Origin of the sequence: Amycolatopsis sp. DG1A-15b (assembly GCF_030285645.1) — a bacterium.
Classification (GTDB): Bacteria; Actinomycetota; Actinomycetes; order Mycobacteriales; family Pseudonocardiaceae; genus Amycolatopsis.
In genome coordinates this window covers 175,397-194,821 of record NZ_CP127296.1, presented here as the reverse complement: position 1 = coordinate 194,821, position 19,425 = coordinate 175,397, and the positions used below count along the sequence as shown (strand labels likewise).

The 19,425-nt window shown below is 72.8% G+C and carries 20 protein-coding genes; 13 read left to right on the top strand and 7 right to left on the bottom strand.

Annotated elements, in window-relative coordinates:
* The first annotated feature begins 56 nt into the window (after positions 1 to 56).
* Both QRY02_RS00980 and QRY02_RS00975 read left to right on the top strand, forming a co-directional pair.
* Entirely contained in the window at positions 57 to 734 is a 678-nt protein-coding gene (locus tag QRY02_RS00980) for a hypothetical protein (RefSeq protein ID WP_285989595.1), read from the top strand.
* Positions 735 to 773: 39 nt separating this feature from the next.
* On the top strand, positions 774 to 1,058 hold the full coding sequence (locus QRY02_RS00975) for a hypothetical protein (RefSeq protein WP_285989594.1): 285 nt from the start codon (positions 774 to 776) through the stop codon (positions 1,056 to 1,058).
* Between the two features lie 32 nt (positions 1,059 to 1,090).
* Here QRY02_RS00975 and QRY02_RS00970 read toward each other — a convergent pair whose 3' ends face one another.
* Both QRY02_RS00970 and metF read right to left on the bottom strand, forming a co-directional pair.
* On the bottom strand, positions 1,091 to 2,779 hold the full coding sequence (locus tag QRY02_RS00970; RefSeq protein WP_285989593.1) for a DUF885 domain-containing protein: 1,689 nt from the start codon (positions 2,777 to 2,779) through the stop codon (positions 1,091 to 1,093).
* A 105-nt stretch (positions 2,780 to 2,884) separates the two neighbouring features.
* The gene (gene metF / locus QRY02_RS00965) at positions 2,885 to 3,769 is read right to left on the bottom strand and encodes a methylenetetrahydrofolate reductase [NAD(P)H] (protein ID WP_285989592.1); all 885 of its coding nucleotides are present in this window, start codon (positions 3,767 to 3,769) and stop codon (positions 2,885 to 2,887) included.
* 95 nt (positions 3,770 to 3,864) lie between these two features.
* Between metF and merB the strand changes: the two genes are divergently transcribed.
* Genes merB through QRY02_RS00940 form a run of 5 tightly spaced genes read left to right on the top strand, consistent with a single transcriptional unit; the run spans position 3,865 to position 8,879 of the window.
* A complete protein-coding gene (gene merB / locus QRY02_RS00960) occupies positions 3,865 to 4,554 on the top strand; it encodes an organomercurial lyase (RefSeq protein WP_285989591.1) in 690 nt (229 codons plus the stop codon).
* Between the two features lie 60 nt (positions 4,555 to 4,614).
* Complete coding sequence (locus QRY02_RS00955) at positions 4,615 to 5,706, top strand: polyprenyl synthetase family protein (protein WP_285989590.1); 1,092 nt, start codon at positions 4,615 to 4,617, stop codon at positions 5,704 to 5,706.
* 1 nt (position 5,707) lies between these two features.
* Positions 5,708 to 7,180, top strand: a complete 1,473-nt coding sequence (crtI, locus tag QRY02_RS00950; RefSeq protein WP_285989589.1) for a phytoene desaturase family protein — start codon at positions 5,708 to 5,710, stop codon at positions 7,178 to 7,180.
* A complete protein-coding gene (locus QRY02_RS00945) occupies positions 7,177 to 8,103 on the top strand; it encodes a phytoene/squalene synthase family protein (RefSeq protein ID WP_285989588.1) in 927 nt (308 codons plus the stop codon). The genes crtI and QRY02_RS00945 overlap by 4 nt, the downstream gene beginning before the upstream one ends.
* Positions 8,100 to 8,879 carry an LLM class F420-dependent oxidoreductase gene (locus QRY02_RS00940; RefSeq protein ID WP_285989587.1) on the top strand — a complete coding sequence of 260 codons (780 nt, stop codon included), beginning with the start codon at positions 8,100 to 8,102 and terminating at the stop codon, positions 8,877 to 8,879. Before QRY02_RS00945 ends, QRY02_RS00940 begins: the two co-directional genes overlap by 4 nt.
* Positions 8,880 to 8,920: 41 nt before the next feature.
* Here QRY02_RS00940 and QRY02_RS00935 read toward each other — a convergent pair whose 3' ends face one another.
* The 4 genes from QRY02_RS00935 to QRY02_RS00920 all read right to left on the bottom strand — a co-directional run bounded on the left by QRY02_RS00935 (position 8,921) and on the right by QRY02_RS00920 (position 11,487).
* Complete coding sequence (locus tag QRY02_RS00935) at positions 8,921 to 9,361, bottom strand: hypothetical protein (protein WP_285989586.1); 441 nt, start codon at positions 9,359 to 9,361, stop codon at positions 8,921 to 8,923.
* Between the two features lie 61 nt (positions 9,362 to 9,422).
* The gene (locus QRY02_RS00930) at positions 9,423 to 9,947 is read right to left on the bottom strand and encodes a CGNR zinc finger domain-containing protein (RefSeq protein ID WP_285989585.1); all 525 of its coding nucleotides are present in this window, start codon (positions 9,945 to 9,947) and stop codon (positions 9,423 to 9,425) included.
* Positions 9,948 to 10,187: 240 nt separating this feature from the next.
* Complete coding sequence (locus QRY02_RS00925) at positions 10,188 to 10,604, bottom strand: hypothetical protein (protein ID WP_285989584.1); 417 nt, start codon at positions 10,602 to 10,604, stop codon at positions 10,188 to 10,190.
* A 514-nt stretch (positions 10,605 to 11,118) separates the two neighbouring features.
* Complete coding sequence (locus tag QRY02_RS00920; RefSeq protein WP_285989583.1) at positions 11,119 to 11,487, bottom strand: Rv2175c family DNA-binding protein; 369 nt, start codon at positions 11,485 to 11,487, stop codon at positions 11,119 to 11,121.
* Between the two features lie 103 nt (positions 11,488 to 11,590).
* Here QRY02_RS00920 and pknB point away from each other — a divergent pair, with 103 nt between their 5' ends.
* From pknB to QRY02_RS00895, 5 genes are all read left to right on the top strand, one after another.
* Complete coding sequence (gene pknB, locus QRY02_RS00915) at positions 11,591 to 13,597, top strand: Stk1 family PASTA domain-containing Ser/Thr kinase (RefSeq protein ID WP_285989582.1); 2,007 nt, start codon at positions 11,591 to 11,593, stop codon at positions 13,595 to 13,597.
* Positions 13,594 to 13,803, top strand: coding sequence for an NfeD C-terminal domain-containing protein (locus tag QRY02_RS00910; protein ID WP_013224191.1), 210 nt, complete (start codon positions 13,594 to 13,596; stop codon positions 13,801 to 13,803). Before pknB ends, QRY02_RS00910 begins: the two co-directional genes overlap by 4 nt.
* Positions 13,804 to 13,860: 57 nt before the next feature.
* Positions 13,861 to 15,366, top strand: a complete 1,506-nt coding sequence (locus QRY02_RS00905; protein WP_285989581.1) for an SPFH domain-containing protein — start codon at positions 13,861 to 13,863, stop codon at positions 15,364 to 15,366.
* A 138-nt stretch (positions 15,367 to 15,504) separates the two neighbouring features.
* Positions 15,505 to 16,206: a hypothetical protein gene (locus QRY02_RS00900; RefSeq protein WP_285989580.1), complete on the top strand. Its 702-nt coding sequence runs from the start codon at positions 15,505 to 15,507 to the stop codon at positions 16,204 to 16,206.
* 186 nt (positions 16,207 to 16,392) lie between these two features.
* On the top strand, positions 16,393 to 17,709 hold the full coding sequence (locus QRY02_RS00895) for a wax ester/triacylglycerol synthase family O-acyltransferase (protein WP_285989579.1): 1,317 nt from the start codon (positions 16,393 to 16,395) through the stop codon (positions 17,707 to 17,709).
* Between the two features lie 9 nt (positions 17,710 to 17,718).
* On the opposite strand, the gene QRY02_RS00890 is transcribed toward QRY02_RS00895, so the two are convergent.
* Positions 17,719 to 18,555: a helix-turn-helix transcriptional regulator gene (locus tag QRY02_RS00890; protein WP_285989578.1), complete on the bottom strand. Its 837-nt coding sequence runs from the start codon at positions 18,553 to 18,555 to the stop codon at positions 17,719 to 17,721.
* A gap of 87 nt (positions 18,556 to 18,642) precedes the next feature.
* On the opposite strand from QRY02_RS00890, the gene QRY02_RS00885 reads away from it, so the two are divergent.
* A complete protein-coding gene (locus QRY02_RS00885) occupies positions 18,643 to 19,425 on the top strand; it encodes an SDR family NAD(P)-dependent oxidoreductase (RefSeq protein ID WP_285989577.1) in 783 nt (260 codons plus the stop codon).

Sequence of the window (19,425 nt, the reverse complement as noted above, 5' to 3'; positions counted from 1 at the left end):
GTCGCCTGTCCGGCGGAGTTGTGGTTGCCGCCGTGAAGAGCCGTTACGATGAGCTCGTGAATCCGATGTCGACCTCCGGACGCTGGTGGTACGGCACCGACGACTTTTTCACGCCTATGCTGATCGCATGGCCCAGCCCGATGAACTGGACCTGCGTCCTCAATGGCGTTCTCAATGGCAGCCATCGGGTTTCTGCCTCCCTGGACTCCCTCTCGACGGCCTTGCGAGTGTTGCTCGGAGAAGATTCCGAGAATTCTTGCGACCGCTCCGCGAGCGCCGAATGCACCACCGCGAGCGGATGCTCGAACCCCGCCGAGGAGTACGGGTCGCGTCCGAGCCTGGCGGACTGGGAGGCCGACCCGGCTTGGTCACCGGCGTCGCACGTTGTCGCGCTCGTCGATGCCCCGGCGTTGAAAATCTCGGCCGACCTCGACAAATGGGCGGCCGAAGTCGTCACCGGAACTCATCGGCCCGCCGGCGCAACGGTCGACGAGTCGTTCTTCCACCTGGTTTCGCCCTGGATTCTTCTGCTCCAGCGCCTGCTCATCCTCTCGTGGCGGACCGGCGCGGCCAGTGCTTCGCGCAGCGGACTTGCCCGGATCAGGCGGCGCTCCCGTGAGCTCAGTCCCGTCGGCGAAGTCAGCATGCGTCCTCGCTGTGCCGGCTGCGCTCCCCGGGGTCCCAGCGCACCGCGGATGTCCTCGATGGTCATCCGCGGCGGAGCGCTGCCCTAACCCGGCCTCGGCTCCCGCCCGATCGGCAGGGAGCCGAGCATGGGATTCACGAAGATCCTCATCGCCGCCGTCGGACCCGGCGTCGGCGATGCGGTGCCGCTGGCCACAGCCCTTGCCTTCGTGCTCGGGCTGGCGCTGAGGCCCGCCTACCTGCGTGAGCGTCGCCGCGGGAAAGTCGTGCGGCAGATCCAGCGGTCCGCCAAGAAGACCGGCGAGTTCACCGAACGACAGGAGAAGCTGCTCTGTGCCCTGCTCGAGGTGCCGGTCGAGGACGAGCGGAGTACGCCCGGCGAAGACCGGAAACCACCGCCGGAGGAGCCTTGAGGGATCAGGGCCGGCCCGATCCCTCAAGCGGCTCAGTCCAGGGCGGCCAGCTGCTCCCGCAGCGTGTCCAGCCCCATCCCGCCCATCTTCAGCGCCTCCGTGTGGAAGTGCTTGATGTCGAACCCGGACCCCGCGCGGGCCTGGGCCTCCGACCGGGCCGCCAGCCAGAGGCGCTCGCCGATCTTGTACGCCGGGGCCTGGCCCGGCCAGCCCAGGTACCGGTCGATCTCGTCGCGGATGTGGGCCTGGTCCGTGATCGTGCGGGTCAGCATGAACTCCAGCCCCAGCTCGGGCGTCCACCGCGCGCCTTCGTGGAAGCCCGTTCCGGCCGGGATCACCAGCTCCAGGTGCATGCCGAGGTCCACCACCACGCGGGCCGCGCGGAACAGCTGCTCCGACAGCATGCCCAGGAGGTCGCCGTCGTCCGAGAGGTAACCCAGTTCCTCCATCAGGCGCTCCGCGTACAGGGCCCAGCCCTCCGCGTGGCCCGAGGTGAACGCCAGCAGCCGCTGGTACTTGTTCAGCCCGCTCGACTGGTCCACCGCCGTCGCGATCTGGAGGTGGTGACCCGGTGCTCCCTCGTGGTACACCGTGCTCGTCTCGCGCCAGGTGCTGAACTCGTCGCGGCCCGCCGGCAGGGACCACCACATGCGGCCCGGACGCGCGAAGTCCTCGCTCGGGGGCGTGTAGTACGCGCCCACTCCACCGCCCGGCGGGGCGATCTTGCACTCCAGGGCCAGCACGCGGTCGGAAATGTCGAAGTGCTTGCCGCGCAAGGATTTCAGGGCGTCGTCGGAGAGGCGCTGCATCCACGCCTCGAACTCCGCACGGCCGCGGACGCGGTACCGCGGGTCCGTGTCCAGGACCGCCGCGGCCTCGGCCGGCGAAGCGCCCGGCTTGATCCGGTTCGCCACCGCGCGCATCTCGGCCTCGATCCGGGCGAACTCCGCCCAGCCCCACTCGTAGGCCTCCCGCAGGTCCAGCGCCGCGCCGACGAAGTAGCGCGACCACAGGCGGTAGACGTCCTCGCCGACGGCGTCCTTGACCGGGGCCTTCGGCGCCAGCTCGGCCCGCAGGAACCCGGCGAACTCCGCGAACGCCTCGTCCGCGGCCCGCGCGCCGTGCGCGAGGTCCGCCTTCAAGGCTTCTCCCTGCGAGGACGCACCGCCGGTCAGCGCGGTGAAGAAGCCCTTTTCCTCCTTCAGACCGGACCACGTCTCGCACTGCTCCGCCACCTTCGCGACCTGCCGCAGCGCCGAGACGTGCCCCGCGTCGGCCGCCGCGAGCAGACCGCCGCGGACGTTCGCGAGTGCCCGGGGCACCTCGGCGATCCGGGCCGAGACGACCGCCCAGTCCTGCTCGGTCTCGCACGGCATCAGGTCGAACGCCATCCGCAGGTCCTGCACCGGGCTGGAGATGACGTTCAGGTTCGCCACGTCGAGGCCGGCCTCGTGGATCTCCAGCTCCAGGCCGACGCGCTCGGTGAACACGGCCTTGGCGGCGCGCTCGGCGGCGTCCCGCGGCTCGGCGGCGGTGACGGCGGCGTGCGCTCGCGCGGCCAGGCCGGCGCGCTCGGCGAAGCCGTCCGCCGAGTAGTCGGTCAGCCGGTGGTCGTGGCCGGTGACGCCGTGGACGGTCGCCGCGACCGGGTCCGCGGCCACGTAGTCGTCGACGTAGCGGTCACAGATTTCGTGCACGCCTTCGGAAGCAGTAGAAGCCATACGCCGCACGCTACCGGGCCACGTGTACCCGGTGGTACGGACTTCAGTTCGGGGGTCCGGGTGGCGGAGCCCCCGGCCCGGGGCGAAGCCCCGGTTGTCACAGCCTTAAGCACGGGCGGGGACGAGGCCCAGCCGGGCGATCACCTCGCGCGTCGCCTTCGAGCGGTTGAACGTGTAGAAGTGCAGGTTCGGCACGCCCTCGGCGATCAGCTTCTCGCACAGCTCCGTCGTGACGTCGATGCCCGCCGCACGGAACGCCTTGGGGTCGTCGGCCAGCGGTTCGAGCCGGTCCAGGAGCTTGCGGGGCGCCGGGGCGCCGGACAGCTTGATCGTCGTCTGCAGCGTCCGCATGGTGGTCAGCGGCATGACGCCGGGCAGCACCGGCACGTCGCAGCCGGTCGCGGCCACCCGGTCGCGCAGCCGCAGGAAGTCTTCGGCGTCGTGGAACAGCTGCGCGATCGCGAAGTCGGCGCCCGCGCGCAGCTTGCGGACCAGGTACTTCGTGTCCGAATCCAGGTCTGCCGAGCGCGGGTGGCCGTAGGTGTACGCCGAGACGCCGATGCAGAAGTCGCCCAGCTCCCGGACCAGCTGGACCAGCTCTTCGGCGTAGGTCAGGCCCTCCGGGTGCGGGATCCAGTCGCCGTAGACGTCGCCCGGCGGGTCGCCGCGCAGCGCGAGGATGTTGCGGACGCCGACCGAGGCGTACCAGCCGATCACGTTGCGCAGCTCGGCGACGGAGTGGTTGACCGCGGTCAGGTGCGCCATCGGCACCAGCGTCGTCTCGGTCGCGACGCGGGCGATGCTGCGGATCGTGCCGTCGCGGCTGGAGCCGCCGGCGCCGTAGGTGATCGACATGTAGGCGGGGTCGTACGGCTCGAGCTCCCGGATCGCCTTCCAGAGGACGGCCTCGTCCACCGTGTCCCGGGGTGGGAAGAACTCGATGGAGAACTTCGGCCCGTCTCCTCGCAACCGCTCGATCACCGACGTCATACCGGCATGTTAAGGGCCGCCGCCCGCCATGCGGGAGCCCCCGTCCGCGTCGCGGGACAGTCATTCGAGTCACCTTCGAGGATTAGGCTGGGGTGGTGCGGGACGACGACGCGAGCTGGGACGAGGACGTGCGCCTCGCGGTCTACCGCGCCTTCGCCCGCCACGGCCGCGCGCCGGGCGCGCCGGAGCTGGCCGACGCCGCGGGCGGGTCGCTGGCCGTCGCGAAGCAGGCCCTGCACCGCCTCGCCGGCGCCCACCACCTGGTGCTCGACGAGTGCGAGCACGTCGTGCTGGCCCACCCCTTCGCCGCGAAGTCGCTCGGCTTCTCCGTGATGGGTGCGCACACGCTGTGGTGGGGCGGCTGCGCGTGGGATTCGTTCGCCATCCCGCACCTGGTCGACGCCGAGCCGGAGGTGCTCGTCGCGACCCGCTGCCCCGGCTGCGGGCAGCCGCACGCGCTGGTCGTGAACCGGACCGTGCCGCCCGAAGGCGTTCAGGTGGCGCACTTCCTGGTGCCCGCCGCCCGGATGTGGGACGACGTTCTGCACACGTGCGCGAACCAGCGCCTCTTCTGCTGTGAGTCCTGTGTGGACGCCTGGCTGGCGGAAACCGGGCACGCCAAGGGTTCCGTGCTCGACCTGGTCACCCTCTGGCGGCTCGCGCGCGGCTGGTACGCGGGCCGGCTGGAGCGCGGCTACCGGCGGCGCGAACCGCGCGACGCCGTCGCGTACTTCGCCGAAGCGGGCCTCACCGGTCCGTTCTGGGCCGCCACGGCCGGAGTCTGATTCGCCACATCCGGGTGCCCCGCGCACCCGCGCGCCCGCGGGTTCGGCGAGGATGGCGGGATGAACGCGCCCGCCGCCGACAGTGACCTGCCCGCCCACGTCGAGCGCGCGCTGGCCGGGTTCCTCGATCGGGCGGGCACCGCGATCCTCGGAACCGAGCCCACCGTGGCCGCCGGGATCGACGCGCTGCGCGGGTTCGTGCTGGGCGGTGGCAAGCGTTTGCGCCCCACGTTCGCCTGGTGGGGCTGGCGCGGCGCGGGCGGCGACCCGGCCGGCCCGGACGCGGAGGGCGTGCTGCAGGCGGTGGCCAGCCTGGAGCTGATCCAGGCGTGCGCGCTGATCCACGACGACCTCATCGACTCCTCCGACTCCCGCCGCGGCAACCCGACCGTGCACATCGCGGGCGCGAAGCTGCACGCCGACCGTGGCTGGCTCGGCTCCCCCGCCACGTTCGGCCTGGCCACCGCAGTGCTCGTCGGCGACCTGGCGCTGGCCTGGGCGGACGACATGTTCGCCGACGCGCCGCTGCCCGCCGAAACCCTGGCCGCGGCCCGCCCGGCCTGGCGCGCGATGCGCACCGAGGTGCTCGCCGGGCAGTACCTCGACGTCCGCACGCAGGCCACCGGGGACGCCTCCGTCGAGGCCGCGCTCAAGATCGACCGGCTCAAGACCGCCGCCTACACCGTGCAGCGGCCGCTGCACCTGGGCGCCGCGCTCGGCGGCGCGTCGGACGAGCTGATCGCCACGCTGCTGGAGTTCGGCGGCGAGGTCGGCGTGGCGTTCCAGCTGCGCGACGACCTGCTGGGCGTCTTCGGCGACCCCTCGGTCACCGGCAAGCCCGCCGGTGACGACCTGCGCGAAGGCAAGCGCACCCTGCTCGCCGCCCTCGGCCTGCAGCTCGCGGCGGAGAAGGGCGAGCAGGCCGCGGCCACGGTGATCGCGGACGCGATCGGCGACGCGGACCTGTCCGACGAGGGCGTCGAGACCGTCCGGATGGCGTTGCAGCAGGTCGGCGCGGTCGACGCGGTCGAGCGGCGGATCGACGAGCTGACGACGGCGGCGATGGCCGCCCTCGACCGCGCGCACCTGGCCGAGCCGGCGCCCGCCGCGCTGACCGGGCTGGTCGTCAAGGCCACCCAGCGGACGTACTGACGTGCGGACGATCGACAGCCCCGCGGACCACGTCGTCGTCATCGGAGCGGGGCTGGCCGGGCTCTCGGCGACCCTGCACCTGCTCGGCGCCGGACGTCGGGTCACGCTGCTGGAACAGGCGGACGTCCCGGGCGGGCGGGCCGGGCAGCAGAGCTTCGACGGCAACGCCGTGGACACCGGCGCGAGCGTGCTCACCATGCCGGAGCTCCTCGAAGAAGCGTTCGCCGCGGTCGGCGAGCCGCTGGCCAAGAACCTGCGCCTGACCCGGCTCGACCCGGCGTACCGGGCGCGGTTCGCCGACGGCAGCTCGCTGGCGCTGCACACGGACGGCGACGCGATGGAGGCCGAAATCCGCGCCTTCGCCGGCGCCCGCGAAGCGGCCGGCTACCGGGCGCTGCGCCGCTGGCTGACCGAGCTGTACGCCGTGCAGAAGGAGCACTTCCTGGCGGCGAACTTCGACTCGCCGCTCGACCTGGCCCGCCCCGAGCTGGCGAAGCTCGGCGCGCTGGGCGGGTTCGGCAGGCTCGGCCCGCGCGTCGCCCGCTACCTGCGGGACGAGCGGGTCCGGCGGCTGTTCACCTTCCAGGCGCTCTACGCGGGCCTCGACCCGGCCCGCGCGATCGGCGCGTACGGCGTCATCGCCTACATGGACACCGTCGGCGGCGTCCACTACCCCGAAGGCGGGATGGGCGAGATCGGCCGCGCGATGACCGGGGCCGCCGCGCGGGCGGGCGCGGACGTGCGGTTCGGCACCGAAGCCGCGTGGCTCGAACGGGTGAATTCGCGGGTGCGCGCGGTCCGGACGCGCTCGGGCGAGCGGATCACCTGCGACGCCGTGGTGCTGGCCACCGAGCTGGGCACGGCCTACCGGCTCCTCGGCGCGCGGCCCCGCCGTCCGCTGCCGCTGCGCTACTCGCCGTCGGCCGTGGTGCTGCACGGGCGGACGAGCGAGAAGTGGGACCTCGGCCACCACACGATCTTCTTCGGCGGTGCCTGGGAGCGGACGTTCGCCGAGATCATCCGCGAGGGCAAGCTGATGAGCGACCCGTCGCTGCTGGTCACGCGGCCCACGGCGACCGATCCGGGACTGGCCGGGCGCGGCGGCGAGATCGTCTCGGTGCTCGCGCCCGCGCCGAACCTGCGTCGCGGCCCGATCGACTGGGACCGCATCCGCGGGCCGTACCGCGAAGAGCTGCTTCGCACGCTGGAGGCGCGCGGGCTGACCGGTTTCGGCGGCGAGTTCACCGTCGACGAGACGATCACCCCGGCGGACTGGGCGGCGCGCGGCCTCACCGCCGGAACGCCGTTCTCGCTCGCGCACACGTTCAGCCAGACGGGTCCGTTCCGGCCGGCGAACCTGGTCCGCGCGGCCGGGAACGTCGTGCTGGCCGGCTGCGGCACCACCCCCGGCGTCGGCATCCCGCCGGTGCTCATCTCCGGACGACTGGCGGCGGAAAGGATCACCGGCCGGTGAACGAACTCGACGCGGCGGGCATCACCGAACCGGGCCTGCGCGCCGCCTACACCGAGTGCCGGCGCATCAACGCCCACTACGGACGCACGTTCTTCCTCGCGACGCGGCTGCTGCCGGCCCGGGCCCGGCCCGCCGCGCACGCGCTGTACGGGTTCGCGCGGATCGCCGACGAACTGGTCGACAACCCGGCGCCGGGCACCGACCCGGCGGCGTCCCTCGACCGGGTCGGCGAGCTGGTCGACGTCGTCTTCGCGGGCGGGACCCCGGACGACCCGGTGCTCGTGGCGTTGTCGGACACTGTGCGGCGCTACGGCCTCTCGCGTGAGTTGTTCGACGCGTTCCTGAAGTCCATGCGGATGGACCTTTCGCCGGTCGAGTACGCGACCTTCGCCGAGCTGGGCGAGTACATGTACGGCTCGGCCGCGGTGATCGGGCTGCAGATGCTGCCGGTGTTCGGCACGGTCGGCCCGCTCGCCGACGCCGAGCCGGGAGCGGTGGCACTCGGCGAGGCGTTCCAGCTGACGAACTTCCTGCGCGACGTCGGCGAGGACCTCGACCGGGGACGGCTGTACCTGCCGGTTTCGGAGCTGGCCGCGTTCGGCGTTTCGCGTGAGCTGCTCGAGGCGCGGCGGCCCGATCCGCGGATCCGGGCGGCGCTGGCGTACTTCGTCGCGCGGACCCGGGCGGTGTACCGGCGGGCCGAAGCGGGCGTGGCGTTGCTGCGTCCCGAATCGCGGGCGTGCGCGCGGACGGCGTTGACGCTGTACGAGGGGATCCTCGACGAGATCGTCGCCATGGATTACGACATCCTGACGCGGCGGGCCGTGGTGCCGAAGCGGCGGCGGCTGGTGGTGGCACTACCCCCCTTGGCCACCGTCTGGGCGCGCGAGAGGTTCGACCGCGGTCGTAGGCTGCGATCATGACCGAACGACGCATCCGGATCGGCCTGCAGCTCCAGCCGCAGCACGCCGACTACGACAGCATCCGGCGCACCGCGTCGGCCGCCGAAGACCTCGGCGCCGACATCGTTTTCAACTGGGACCACTTCTACCCGCTCTACGGCGACCCCGAAGGCATGCACTTCGAGTGCTGGACGATGCTCGGCGCGTGGGCGGAGTCGACGTCCCGGGTGGAGATCGGCGCGCTCGTCACCTGCAACAGCTACCGCAACCCCGAGCTGCTCGCCGACATGGCCCGCACGGTCGACCACATCTCCGGCGGCCGGCTCATCCTCGGCATCGGCTCCGGCTGGTTCGAGAAGGACTACGACGAGTACGGCTACGAGTTCGGCACCGCGGGCGGCCGGCTCGACGACCTGGCGGAGTCCCTGCCGCGCATCGAGTCGCGCCTGGCCAAGCTGAACCCGGCGCCGACCCGCAAGATCCCGGTCCTGATCGGCGGCGGAGGCGAGAAGAAGACACTGCGCCTCGTGGCCAAGCACGGCGACATCTGGCACGGCTTCGGCGACCCGGAGGTCGTCGGCCGCAAGGTCAAGATCCTCGACCAGCACTGCGCGGACGTCGGCCGCGACCCGGCCGAGATCGAGCGCTCCTGCGGCGTCCAGGGCGAGCCGGACGAGCTGGGCCCGAAGCTGCTGGAGCTGGGCGTCACGACGTTCACGGTCGGCGTGGGCGGCCCGGACTACGACTTGGGCGCCCTCGAGAAGTGGATCGCCTGGCGCGACAAGACCCAGGGCTGAGCTGTCGGTGGTGGTCGGGGCCTCGGGCCCCGGCCACCGCTTCAGCCGCAGCTGACGACGGCGTACTGGCCGGAGCTGCTGTTCTCCGACAGGACGCTGCCGTTGCCGCGGGCGATCCGGCAGGTGATCGTGCCGTCACCCGAGTTCTGCGCGTTCATGGTGATGCCCAGGGTGTCCCCGTCCGCCTCGATGGTCTTCGACCACTTCTTCCCGCGGACGCTGGTTTCCTGCGAAATGTCGAAGCCGGGCTTCAGGTACGTGATCATCGAGATCCCCGCTCCCGTCGTCGTGACGCTGTAGGTGATCTCGTTCGCCTTGCGCTCCGACTCCTCGTCCGCCCTGCGCCGGGCCTCGGCCGCGGCAGAGGAACTGGCCGCGGCTTCCGAGGACTGGCGTGTGGATTCCGAAGCTCGGGCCGGGTGGTGGTCGAGATCGAGCCGACGATGACGAAGGCCGCCAGTCCCGCGGTGACCCACGGCCACTTCGGGTGCTTTTCGGGGAGGGCGAAAGACCCGGGTCGACGGGCCGGACGACCCCAGTGCGTTACTTGCGGGCCGCCCGGTGTGCGGCGACGCGTTCGCGCGTCGCGCACCGGGGCGAGCAATACCTGCGCGGGCTGCCGCCGCCCGTGTGCGCGAACGGCTTGCCGCACGTCGGTGCCGCGCACAGCCCGCCCGGCACTCCCTGGCGCTCCGCCAGCAGCGCCGTCAGGCCCAGCGCCGACGACGTCACCAGCCACGCGCCCCATGGCCCGTCGTCGGCCGCGTCCGCGTGCAGGTGCCAGCCGTAGCCCTCTTCGTGGTCGGTCAGGCGCGGTGGGCCCGCGTACGCCGCGAACAACGCGTTGAGCACCGAAGCCGCCGAAGCCACGTCAGGCGCCGCGAAGACCTCGCGCAGCTCCAGGGCCGCCGCGCGTAGTTCCGCGACGTCTTCCGGGGACAGCGAGAGCTCCGGTTCGCCGTGATCGCGCAGCACTCGCGCCACCGAGGCCGGGTCGGGGGCCGGAACCAGCAACACGTTCAGCAGATCCACCGCGCGCTGCACGGAATCCCGGTGCGGAAAGGCCATTCCTCATTGTAACGTCTTGCCAGTGATAAGGCGTTACCTCCTCGGTGCCACGCTCGCTCGGACCGGCGACGAGCTGTCCGGGCCCGCGCTGCTGCTGCTCGGGATGGCCGCGGGCCCGCACGCCGGCGCGGCGCTGCTCGCCGGGCTGACCGCGGCCGCCGCCGTGGGCGGACCGGTGTTCGGCGCCCTGCTGGACCGCAGCGCGACCCCGGGACGGCTGCTCGCCGTCGCCCTCGGCGGCTACGCGGGCGGGATCGCGCTGGTCACCGCCGTGTTCGGCCGCCTGCCGTTGGAAGCCGTCGTCGCCGTGGCGGTCGTGACCGGCCTGCTCAACCCGGCCATCGCCGGTGGCTGGACCGCGCAGCTGCCCGCGGTCGCCGGGCCCGCGCTGCCGAAGGCCAGCCGCCTCGACGCCATGACGTTCACCGCCGCCGCGCTCGCCGGGCCCGGGCTGGCCGGGCTCCTCGGCGGTCCGGCCGGGCTCGTGGCCGCGGTCGGCCTGGTCGCCGCGGCTCTCCCGGTGGCGTGGTCCCTGCCGAAGCGGACGCCCCGGGAGACCCGTCTCAAGGACGGCTTCAGGGTTGTGGTCCGCAACGCACCGCTGCGGCGCGCGACCGTCGCCTCGACGATCTCCTGCGCCGGGATCGGCATGGTCACCGTGTGTTACCCGCTGCTGGGCGCGGCGCACCTGCGCGGCCCGGCGGACGGCGCCCTGCTGCTCACCGTCCTGGCGGTGGCGTCCCTGCTGGCCAACGCCGTCCTCGCGAAGAAACCGCTGCCGTGGGCCCCCGACCGGATCGTCGGGCTGAGCACGCTCCTCCTGGCGGCGAGCTGCCTCGTCGCCGCGAGCGGGCACGGCGTCGTCATCGCGGCCGTGCTGGCCGGATTCGCCGAAGGTCCGCAGCTCACGGCGTTGTTCGCGATCCGCCACCGGGAGGCGCCGGAGCACGTCCGCGCGCAGGTGTTCACGACCGCGGCGAGCGTGAAGATCACGGGACTGGCCGCGGGCGCGGCCGTCGCCGGTCCCTTGGCCGCGTGGTCGCTGCCCGCGTGCCTGGTGACGGCGGCGGCCGTTCAGCTCCTCGCGGCGACAACCTCTTTCACCAGTGACATCCGGGACTTCGCCCCGGGCCGGGGGCTCCGCCACCCGGACCCCCGAAAGAGCTGCAGGTCAGAACGCCATGGCCTGCGCGCGCCGCTTGACCTCGGTGCCGTGGCTGGTCCGCAGCGCTTTGATGGGCATGTTCCCGGGCAGCGTGTCGTCCTCGGTGAACAGCCACCGCAGCATCTCGGTCCGGGAGAACCCGGAGTCGGCGAGCACGGTGATCGTCCCGGTCAGCCCCTTGACGACGCCGTCCCGCACGAAGAAGTCGCTGGGCACGCACAGTTCACCGCCGCGCTTCAGCGCGATCAGCTGCCCGTCGCGCAGCATCTGCCGGACCTTGTTGGTCGACGTCCCGAGGGCGGTCGCCACCTCCGGCAGCGGAAGGACCGCGATGGCGGCGTCGAGGACGTCTTCGGCGACAGGAATCCCACTCACAGGTGACACTGTGCCACATTCCGTCCCCTCACCCGCTAGTGCGCATGGGTGACCCGCGAGGTCTCCTCCACGAGGCGTGCGCGGTTCCGTACGATCCATACTCGTGACACGCACCCAACCCAGCCTGGTCGGCACGCTTTTGGAGCGGCGCTACCGGGTGGACCGGCTGCTCGCCCACGGCGGAATGTCTTCCGTCTATCGGGGGACGGACACCCGGCTGGACCGTCCGGTCGCGATCAAGATCATGGACCCGCGCTTCGCCGACGACCGGTCGTTCGTGGACCGGTTCGTGCGGGAGGCGCAGTCCGCGGCGCAGCTGCACCACCCGCACGTCGTGGCGGTGCACGACCAGGGCTTCGACCTGCCCCAGGGTGCGGAGTCGGGCCTGGCGTTCCTGGTGATGGAGCTGGTCGACGGCGGGACGCTGCGCGACCTGCTGGACGACCACGGCTCGCTGGACGTCGCGCTGGCGCTGAGCGTCGCCGAACCCGTGCTGTCGGCGCTGGCCGCCGCGCACCGGGCCGGCCTGGTGCACCGGGACGTGAAGCCGGAGAACGTGCTGATCGGCCGGGTCGGGCAGCAGACCGGCGGGGCGGTGAAGGTCGCGGACTTCGGCCTGGTGCGGGCCGTCGCGAGCGCGGGCACGACCAGCTCGAGCGTCATCCTCGGCACGGTCGCCTACCTCTCCCCCGAGCAGGTCGCGACCGGCGCGGCGTCGTCGCGCGGCGACGTCTACTCGGCCGGGATCCTGCTCTACGAAATGCTGACCGGCCGGGTGCCCTACACCGGCGACACGGCCATCTCGGTGGCCTACCGGCACGTGAACGACGACGTGCCGCGGCCGAGCGAGCTGCGCCCGGACCTGCCGCCGGCGCTCGACGACCTGGTCGTGCGCGCGACGCGGCGGGACCCGCACCTGCGCCCGGCCGACGCCGGGGAGTTCCTCACCGAGCTGACCGCGGTGCGCGCCCAGCTGGGGCTGCTGCCGGTGACCGTGCCGATCCCGGTGTCCCACGGCCAGGGCGACCTCGCCGACACCGAGCGCACGCTGCCGCGGATCCCGCAGGTGCCGGACACCGCGAAGACGATGCCGGTGCACCGTCCGAACGCGACACGGGCGCTGAGCCACACCGCACCTCCGCTGCCGGCGGCCCCGCCGTCGCTCACCCCGCCGCCGCGGCAGCGCAGCCGGCCCGAGCCGGAGAAGCCGCGGGACAACCGCAAGCGGATCCTCGTGATCGCGGCCGCGGTGCTGCTGCTCGGCGGGCTGATCGGGGCGTTCGCCTTCATCCTCACCGACACCGGCGGCGACAAGACCGCGCGGGTGCCGCGGCTCGTCGGGCTGAACCAGGCCGCCGCCGGCGACGCGCTGCGGGCGGTGAAGCTGAACCCGCGGTTCAGCCAGGAGTACGACAACACGGCGCCGTCGAACACCGTGCTGCGCGCCGACCCGGCCGAGGGCACGTCGCTCTCGCCGAACGAGACGGTCTCGGTGGTGCTGTCGAAGGGCCGCCCGCAGGTGCCGGACATCCGGCCGGGCACCGCGCTGCCCGACGCCCAGCAGGCGATCAAGGCGGCCCAGCTGACGCCGGTGCGCGGCGCCGACGACTTCGACGCCGAGGTCCCGCAGGGTGCGGTCATCCGCACGACGCCGTCGGCGGGCAGCCAGCTGACCATCGGCGGCCAGGTCACGATCATCGTGTCGAAGGGCCCGATCCCGCTGCCGCCGGTCCCGGACGTCACCGGCCAGTCCAAGGACGACGCGTTCAAGCTGCTGCAGCAGGCCGGGTTCGAGCCGTTCCAGGCGGGCGAGGAGTTCAAGCAGGACGTCCCGGGCGGCGCCGTCACCCGCACCGACCCGCCGGCGAACACGCAGCCGAAGGCGAAGCGGATCGGCGTGTTCTTCAACAACGCCGTCCAGGTGCCGGACGTGCGGTTCCGTTCGTTCGGCGACGCGCAGAAGATCCTCGAGCAGGCCGGGCTGAAGGCCGATCGTGACGGCGGCCGCGGCCGCGGCAACGGGTTCGACTTCGTCTTCGAGCAGGACCCGCAGCCGGGCACGTTCGTGGCGAAGAACTCCAAGGTCAAGCTGAAGGGCTTCGGGGGATGATCGGCAGCCGGGGCCGCGTGACGGGCACGATCGGCCCCGGTCTCATCGGCGAGGTGCTCCTGAACGTCCGGGGCGGCACGGAGGCGTTCTACGCGTACCCGGCCGACCCGGAGGAGACGTTCAAGTCGGGAACGCAGGTGCTGGTGGTCGACTTCGAACCCCCGCGCACGGTTTATGTCGAACGGTGGCAACCCCTGAGCCGCTGACGGCGTGGAAGAGGCACCAACACACGCACAACAGAAAAGAGCGAGGGGGTCGGTGCCATGAGCCTCGTGGAAATCCTGCTGGTTTCCGCCGGTGGCGTCATCGCCGTGCTGATCGTCGTCTTCGGGATCCTGCGGCTGCTGTACAAAGTGGCCGAACCGAACGAGGCGCTGATCATCTCCGGGCTGGGGGTCCGCGTCGACCGCGCGGACACCGCGGACAGCCTGGGCTTCAAGATCATCACCGGCCGTGGGGTGAACGTCATCCCCGGGTTCCAGACCGCCCGGCGGCTGTCGCTGGACACCCGCGGCGTCAACCTGCAGGTCTCCTGCGTCACCAAGCAGGGGCTGCCGGTCACCGTGCGGGCCGTCGTCATCTACAAGGTCGGGGACGACTTCGCCTCGATCGCCAACGCCGCCCGCCGGTTCCTGGACCAGCAAAAAGGCATGAACGACACGATCCACGAGCTGTTCTCCGGGCACCTGCGCTCGATCGTGGGCGGGCTGACCATCGAGGAAATGATCCACAACCGGGACGCGCTCACCGGCGAGGTGCGCCAGTCCTCGGCCACCGAGATGATCAAGCTGGGACTGATCGTCGACTCGCTGCAGATCCAGGAGATCGACGACGAGTCCGGCTACATCAACAACCTCGGCAAGCCGCACGCCGCCGCGATCGCCGCGTCGGCCCGGATCGCCGAGGCGCAGCGCGACCAGGAAGCCGCCGAGGTCGAGCAGGTCTCGGCCGCGAAGAAGGCCGCCGCGGTCCGGGAAAGCCAGATCCAGCAGGCCGGCTACCAGGCCGAGGTCGACCAGGCGCGGGCGAAGGCGTCGCAGTCGGGCCCGCTCGCCGAGGCGACCGCGCGCCAGGAGGTCGTCGTCCAGGAGACCCGGGCCGCCGAGCTGGAGGCGGCGCTGGCCGAGCAGCGGCTGCAGTCACAGGTCCGCAAGCCGGCCGACGCGAAGGCCTACGACACGCGGACCACGGCCGACGCCGCCCGTGACGCTTCGATCGCCAAGGCCCAGGCCGAGGCGAGGGAGACCGAGCTGCGGGCCGCGGCGGACGCGACCCGCGTGAAGACGGCCGCCGAGGCCGAGGCCCAGGCCACGAAGGCCCGTGCCGAGGCGATGGCGGGCGCGACCCGGGCGACCGGTGAGGCCGAGGCCGCCGCGGCCAAGGCCCGCGGCCTGGCGGAGGCGGAAGCCGCGAAGGCGAAGGGGCTCGCCGAAGCGGAGTCGGCCAGGGCGAAGGGCCTGGCCGAGGCGGACGCGATCAAGGCGCGGGCGGCGGCGCTGGCGGAGAACCAGGAAGCCGTCGTCGCGCAGCAGCTGGCCGAACGCTGGCCGGAGATCGTCGAGGCGGGCGCGAGCGCGTTCGGCAACATCGACCACATGGTCGTGCTCAACGGCGCCGACGGCATGTCCGACATGTTCGCCAAGGCGCTGTCGCTCGGCGGGACCGGTCTCGGCCTGGCCCGGCAGCTGATGGACGCCATGGGCAAGCCGGCCGAGAAGGAGCTCGACGAGTCCGCCCGGCGCAACGGGGAACTGAAGCTCAGCGACTGATCCGTCACGCTCTGCGTATGGCCTCTGTGTCCCGGATCACGGGCCGCAGGGGCCGTACCCCCGTTCGGGGGCGGAAATTCCCGCTCGCTTGTCCTACCGTGGGCGCATGGTGCCGGACCGTGGTTCGCGGGCCGTCCGATGAGCTTCTTCACCGGCGGTCCCCGTGAGCGTCCCCTGTTCCCCGTTCCGGAGCAGGAGCTTTACGCGTTCAGCGGACGGCACTGGACCGATCCCCCGCGCGAGCACATCGTCCCGGCCGTGCTGCCGTGGGCGCAGCCGCTGGGCCGGTCCGAGCGCACGGTGGTCGCGCTGCGGATCATCGAGGTGTGGCCGGAGGCGGTGACACTGCGCGTCACGGTGTACTCCCGGGACAGCCTGGTCGAGGACCCCGCCGAGGGGCTGATCGACCACCGGCGCAAGCCCGACTACAACGGGCTGCTGATCGGCGTGCTCTACGCCGACGGCAGCCGGGCGAGCTCCGAGACGATCTCGGTGCCGTCCGCGTCCGAACCGGAGGCCCCGGTGCTGCGGGCCCAGCCGGTCGGCGGCACGCGGTTCGCCGTCGAGCACGAGGTGTTCCTGTGGCCGCTGCCCTCGGCCGGCCCGCTGAAGCTGGTCGTGCAGTGGACGGAGCGGGAGATCCCGGAAACCCGCACGACGCTCGACGGCGGCGCGATCCGGTCCGCGGCGAAGGACGCCGCGGAGATCTGGCCGGGGCTCGGCCGGCGCCAGGTGAACGGCCTGCCGGTGCGCCGCGTCGGCAAGCAGGTCGCGCTCACCCCCGATTGGGGGACGCCGGTCGCCCGGGCGGAAGAACCCCGCCCTGCGCCGGGGGAATGAATCCCTTTCTCGTTCTGTGAGCCCGGGCACCGCGGCCCGGGGTATCTCGAATGGATGAACGGGGTCGCTCGTTAGCGTGGTGGAAACACTTCGACCACCCGGCCGTCACGTCGGGCTGGTGCAGTGGGTTCCTTCCCTTCCGACGCACGTGGCCGTGCGCCCCCCGCGAACCCGGAAAGGTCGCCCATGGCAGGCTCGCCGCTCAGCGCACTCGACGTCGCTTTTCTGTGCCTGGAAAGCGAAACCACTCCGATGCACATGGGGGCGGTGGTCACCTTCACCGCCCGCGGCCCGGTCGACCCGGCCGCGTTGACGGCGTTGCTCGCGCAGCGGGCCAGCCGGTTGCCGAAACTGCGCCAGCGGGCGCGCGCGGAACTGTTCCCGCCGGGCTCGGCCAGCTGGGCCGACGACCCGGGATTTGTTGCGGGCGACCACATTCACCACGTCGTGTTGAGTTCCTTGTACGAGCCGGACCCACTGGCCGCCTACGCGTCGCGGTGGATCGCCGAGCCGCTCGACACCTCCCGGCCGCTGTGGGACCTCACCCTGGTCACCGGGCTGCCGGCCGGGAAGTTCGCGCTGCTGCTGAAACTGCACCACGCGCTGACCGACGGCGCCGGCGCGTACGCGGTCGCGGCCGGGCTGCTCGACGGCGTCAGGCCGCCGGAACGCACCTCCGCGCCGGCCCACCCGATCCCCTCGCCGCGCTCCACTTTGGACACGGTGAAGGGCGCGCTGGGCACGGCGTGGGGCCAGGCGCACGAGGCTGCCGGGATCGCGTCGTCGCTGGTGCGGGCCGCCCGCCCGCCGCTCTCGCCGGTATCGGCCCCGCCGTCGGCCGAGCGGCGCCTCGGGTTCGTCCGGCTGCCGCTGGCCGAGCTGCGCCAGGTGCGCCGCGCCCACGGCGGGACGACCAACGACGTCGTGCTGGCGGTGCTGGCGGGGGCCCTGCGCGAGTGGCTGGTGAACCGCGGGCAGCGTGCCGACGGCCGCACGCTGCGCGCGCTGATTCCGGTGAGCGTGCGCGGCCGGGCCGGTGCGCAGCTCGGCGGCAACAAGCTTTCGGGGTACCTGTGCGACCTGCCGGTCGGCGAGGACGACCCGGGCGAGCGGCTGCGGGTGGTCCGCCGGGCGATGACCCGCAACAAGGCGGCGGGCCCGAGCCGCGGCGCCGGCGCGCTGCCGCTGCTGGCCGGCCGCGTCCCGCCGCTGCTGCACCGCCTGGGCGCCCGCACGGCGGGCCAGGCCGCGCCGATGCTGTTCGACCTGGTGATCACGACGGTCCCGGTGCCCCCGGCCCGCCTGTCCCTCGACGGCGCCCGGATGGCGGAGGTCTACCCGTTCGTACCGCTGGCCCCGCGCCACGCGGTCGGCATCGCGGTCGCGACGTACCGGGATTCGGTCCACATCGGACTGCAGGCCAACGGCGCGGCGGTGCCGGACGTCGGCTCGCTGCGGGACGCGGTCCTGAAGTCCGCGGCCCGGCTGCTCGACGCCTCCTGACGGTGCTCCTCAGGGGGTGACGCCCGCCGATCCGACCACTTCCAGGAACGCCAGCGCCTCGGCCCCCCGAGAGCCGGGCGGTGCCGTGTACAGCACGAGGTGCTGGTCGCCCTCCGGCAGGGCGAGCGAGTCGCAGTCGACGGTCACGTCGCCCACCACCGGGTGCCGGAAAGTCTTGGTGAGCACCGGTGTCGCCTGCACGTCGTGCCGGTCCCACAGCCGGGTGAAATCGGCGCTGCCCGCCCGCAGTTCGTCGACGAGCCCGCGCACTGCCGGGTCGGCGGGGTAGCGGGCCAGTGTGGCGCGCAGCTCCATCACGACGGTGAGCCGGAACTCGGCGGCGTCGGAGATCCCGTACGGCGGCTCGGCCGGCCCGAGGAACGCCTTGCGGGCGAGGTTGCGCCCCTCGGGAGAGGCCGCGGCGAAGTCCTCCATGAGCGCGGCCGCCAGGTCGTTCCAGGCCAGCACCTCGAACGTGGCGGAGATGACGAAGGCGGCCGTCTGCGGCAGCCGCTGCAGGAGCGCCAGGATGCTGGGGCGTACGTCACGGCGGTGCCGGCCGCTCCGGATCGGCGCGGTGCCCGCCACGACGTGCAGGTGCTCGGACTCGGCTTCGGTCAGCCGCAGCGCAGCGGCGATCCCGGCCAGGACCTCGCCCGACGGACGCGGCGCCCGGCCCTGCTCGAGGCGGACGTAGTACTCGGTGGAGATGTGCGCGAGCACCGCCACCTCCTCGCGGCGCAGGCCCGGCGTTCGCCGGCGTGGCCCGGCGGGCAGGCCGACGTCCTGCGGCCGCAGCCGCTCACGACGGCTGCGGAGGAACGCCCCGAGCTCCTGTTTGTCCATGTCTTCAGTATGCGGACGCCTCCGGTGCCCGATCCTGGTACGGATGATGCCTGTCTCCCGGCCGCGGACCGGGGCAGCGTCGTGGGCATGACGAACACCAGCGAATTTCCTTCGATCGGCCTGCTCACCGGGAAGGTCGTGCTCATCACCGGCGCCAGCCGCGGCATCGGCGCGGCCGCGGCCCGCCTGTTCGCCCGGGAGGGCGCCGCCGTCGTGCTGGCCTCCCGCGGCACCGATTCCCTCGACCGCATCGCCGGCGAGATCCGCGACGCGGGGGGCACCGCCGACGCCGTCGCGCTGGACCTGGCCGATCCCGCGAGCATCCGCGCCGCCGTCGACCACGTCGAGCGGCTGCACGGCCGCCTCGACGGGGCGTTCAACAACGGGGCGGCCATCCAGCAGCCCGGTCCGCTGGAGACCACCGCCGAAGCCGAGATCGACGAGCAGTTCGCGGTGAACTTCCGCGCGCACTGGACCGCCATGACCGCCGAGGCCGCCCTCATGCGCCGCAGCGGCGGCGGGGCGATCGTCAACACCTCCAGCATCGGCAGCCGCCGCGCCAACCCCGCCCTGCCCGCCTACGGCGCCATGAAGCGCGCGCTGAACAGCATCACCGAGACCGCCGCCGTGACCTGGGCCCCGCACGGCATCCGGGTCAACGGGATCACCCCCGGCGGCACCGCCACGGACATGATCGACGCGTGGGAAGCCGCGACCCCCGGGGTCGTCGAGCGGATCAACGCTTCGATCCCGCTCGGCCGCATGGCCGAACCCCGCGAGGTCGCCGAGGCCGCGGCCTGGCTGCTCAGCGACCGCGCGTCCATGGTGACCGGCGCGATCGTGCCGGTCGACGGCGGCGCCGGGGCGTGA

Excerpts from the sequence above, each read along its gene's own strand:
- QRY02_RS00975 (WP_285989594.1), top strand. The coding sequence starts at position 774 with ATGGGATTCACGAAGATCCTCATCGCCGCCGTCGGACCCGGCGTCGGC.
- QRY02_RS00970 (WP_285989593.1), bottom strand. The coding sequence starts at position 2,779 with ATGGCTTCTACTGCTTCCGAAGGCGTGCACGAAATCTGTGACCGCTAC.
- metF (WP_285989592.1), bottom strand. The coding sequence starts at position 3,769 with ATGACGTCGGTGATCGAGCGGTTGCGAGGAGACGGGCCGAAGTTCTCC.
- QRY02_RS00955 (WP_285989590.1), top strand. The coding sequence starts at position 4,615 with ATGAACGCGCCCGCCGCCGACAGTGACCTGCCCGCCCACGTCGAGCGC.
- QRY02_RS00940 (WP_285989587.1), top strand. The coding sequence starts at position 8,100 with ATGACCGAACGACGCATCCGGATCGGCCTGCAGCTCCAGCCGCAGCAC.
- QRY02_RS00930 (WP_285989585.1), bottom strand. The coding sequence starts at position 9,947 with ATGGCCTTTCCGCACCGGGATTCCGTGCAGCGCGCGGTGGATCTGCTG.
- QRY02_RS00910 (WP_013224191.1), top strand. The coding sequence starts at position 13,594 with ATGATCGGCAGCCGGGGCCGCGTGACGGGCACGATCGGCCCCGGTCTC.
- QRY02_RS00905 (WP_285989581.1), top strand. The coding sequence starts at position 13,861 with ATGAGCCTCGTGGAAATCCTGCTGGTTTCCGCCGGTGGCGTCATCGCC.
- QRY02_RS00900 (WP_285989580.1), top strand. The coding sequence starts at position 15,505 with ATGAGCTTCTTCACCGGCGGTCCCCGTGAGCGTCCCCTGTTCCCCGTT.
- QRY02_RS00895 (WP_285989579.1), top strand. The coding sequence starts at position 16,393 with ATGGCAGGCTCGCCGCTCAGCGCACTCGACGTCGCTTTTCTGTGCCTG.
- QRY02_RS00890 (WP_285989578.1), bottom strand. The coding sequence starts at position 18,555 with ATGGACAAACAGGAGCTCGGGGCGTTCCTCCGCAGCCGTCGTGAGCGG.
- QRY02_RS00885 (WP_285989577.1), top strand. The coding sequence starts at position 18,643 with ATGACGAACACCAGCGAATTTCCTTCGATCGGCCTGCTCACCGGGAAG.